Raw genomic sequence first — 2593 nt, 5'->3', positions numbered from 1 at the left:
TGTCAATGGCGGAGTAAAAAGGTACCAAATAGCGGGCGAAGAGTGTACCAATTAGGTTAATAAAAAAGAGGTTTTGACCTCTGGTTCTGCGCTTCTGATTTTCTATTTTGAGGTTGTTGCACGGTCAACATCATTTATATTGGTTAGCATCCTCCTTTGTTGATTTGGATTGTCCTATCTGTTTTTGCCGTTTTTTGCTTGCAGCCAGGCGATAAGATTCGCCATTCATTTCGAGAATATGGACATGGTGGGTTAAACGATCCAGTAACGCGCCGGTTAATCGCTCCGATCCAAGAACACTTGTCCACTCATCAAATGGTAAATTCGATGTGACCAAGGTGGCACCATTTTCATAGCGGCGGCTGAACACCTCGAATAAAAGCTCTGCACCCACTGCGGTAAATGGCACGTAACCTAATTCGTCGACGATCAGCAACTTGACGTTTGCTAAATGTTTTTGCAAGGTACGCAATCGCTTTTCATCACGCGCTTCCATCAATTCATGCACCAACGCTGCAGCTGTCGTGAATAAAACGCTCATGCCTTTCTGACAGGCGGCCAGCCCTAAAGCTAATGCGATATGAGTCTTGCCAACACCTGAAGGGCCTAGTGCAATGATGTTCTCGCGCTTGTCGATCCATTCACAGCGCATCAATTCCAGCACCAGAGATTTATTCAGTCCAGGAATAGCAACAAAGTCGAATGTGTCCAAGCTCTTAGTCACCGGGAATTTGGCCTGACGTATGCGCCGCTCGGTATTGCGTTGTTCACGATCAATACATTCCAGCTCGCATAATCGTAATAAAAAACGTGCATAGTCTATGCCCTCACGTGCGCACTCGATACCTACTTTCTCATATTCACGTGCAAAGGTCGGTAACTTCAATGTTTTGAAGTGATTGATCAGCAAGACTTGTGGTGCAACCGTGGTAGGGATAGACGTATCAGTCATAATGCACCTCCGCAACCTGCTGATTTGCTTTTGCCAGTAAGCTTAAGTAGGATCTGGGTTCAGTGGATTTAACACTGGCACGGGGCAAATAGGGATAGAGCGTTAAGTCTAGCTTAGCCGGTCGGTGTTCTATCGCACATAGAATCAAATGTTTGATGGCATCAAAACCAATTGTGCCAAATTCCATCGCTTGTGTGATTGCCTGCTCAACCTGTGCTTGGCTGAAATTCTCCAGCAACCGCAAAACCTGGATATATTCCTTTCGGCCCCGGCGTTCCATGCGGATTTCCAGCAATCGACGCAGTCGATCGAATACTCCAGGTAGCAGCCAATCTTGCAACGGTGCTGCCTGATCAAGCGCACGTGGCTTTTGTTCCAGCAACGCCAGGTAGTGCAGCGGATTGTAAACGAATTCTTCACGACCATAGCTGCGCGCATGTCGCGCTATGATGTCCGCGCCTGAGCAAATATCGACGCGATCCACATAACCTTTGACTAGCACTTCTCGGTGTCCATATTGGGTGGGTACTGAGTAATCGTTGCTTCGATAACGTACCAGCGACAATGAAGATACGCGGGTGGAAATCTTATGGCAGGCATCAAAAGCAACTGCAGGTAAAACCATCAGTGCAGCCGTATCGCGTTTCATACGCTCAGCAATGGTTTCAGTTTGACCGCGTAGCTTAGCTTGTTGGCGCTTGACGCACCCATCCAGCAATTTTGCATTCAGAGCATTGAAATCGGAAGCCACAGGTCGCGGCACCATGAGATGGCGACGACTGTACCCAACCATGCCTTCAACATTCCCCTTGTCATTGCCGCGGCCAGGCCGTCCAAACTTGTCTTCAAACAGATAGTGACTTTGCAGTTCACTAAACGCCTTGGTACGCTGACGTTTGCCATCGCCCAGTATCTTGGCCACCGCAATCTTGGTATTGTCGTACAGAATCGATTGCGGCACTCCACCCAAAAACGCAAATGCAGCGATATGCCCATCCAGAAAGGATTCGGTGTCTTCAGTTGGATAGGCTTTGACAAAGCAACCATCCGAATGCGGCATATCAAGGCAGAAATAATGGAATCGAACCAGTTTGCCGCCAATATAGCCATCGGCCTCACCAAAATCTACCTGCGCATGACCAGGTAGGTGTGCCAGTGGCATGAACATCTCTTTTTGCCGAGTTGCAGCTTTGTGAACATAGTTGCGTACAATGGTATAGCCACCAGTGAATCCATGTTCATCGCGCAATCGCTCCAGTATCCGCACCGCAGTATGGCGCTGCTTGACATGAACTTGTTTGTCGGCTTCCAGAATGGCATCAATGATGCCCGTGAATCCAGCTAGCTTGGGGGAAATGGGGTCTTTCTTGCGCCGGTAACCCGGCGGCACTGAATACTGGCACATCTTCTTGACAGTCTTGCGGTGAACTCCAAAATATCGCGCAACTTCACGCTCGCTTTTGCCTTCAACCATTACCGCTCGTCGAATCTTTACATATAGTTCCACTGTATACATCCTCATCGCCTTTCACCTGATACTCATCGCATCAGCTTACAGGCTTAAGATTGGTACACTTTTATTCCGCGATTGCGACGAAATTTAGCGCGCCTCAGTGGTACATTTTTACACCGCTATTTATA

General features: G+C 48.1%; 2 protein-coding genes. Both read right to left on the bottom strand.

Annotated elements, in window-relative coordinates:
• Positions 1-130: 130 nt before the first annotated feature.
• Positions 131-952, bottom strand: a complete 822-nt coding sequence (gene istB, locus BLU57_RS15545) for an IS21-like element helper ATPase IstB (protein ID WP_090322904.1) — start codon at positions 950-952, stop codon at positions 131-133.
• A complete protein-coding gene (gene istA / locus BLU57_RS15540; protein WP_090322902.1) occupies positions 945-2468 on the bottom strand; it encodes an IS21 family transposase in 1524 nt (507 codons plus the stop codon). Before istA ends, istB begins: the two co-directional genes overlap by 8 nt.
• Positions 2469-2593 lie beyond the last annotated feature (125 nt).

The sequence above is a fragment of the Nitrosomonas oligotropha genome (assembly GCF_900106555.1).
GTDB classification, from domain to species: Bacteria; Pseudomonadota; Gammaproteobacteria; order Burkholderiales; family Nitrosomonadaceae; genus Nitrosomonas; species Nitrosomonas oligotropha_A.
This window is presented reverse-complemented; position numbering and strand designations above follow the sequence as displayed.

Coding starts and splice junctions, on each gene's coding strand:
- istA (WP_090322902.1), bottom strand. CDS start 2,468: ATGTATACAGTGGAACTATATGTAAAGATTCGACGAGCGGTAATGGTT.
- istB (WP_090322904.1), bottom strand. CDS start 952: ATGACTGATACGTCTATCCCTACCACGGTTGCACCACAAGTCTTGCTG.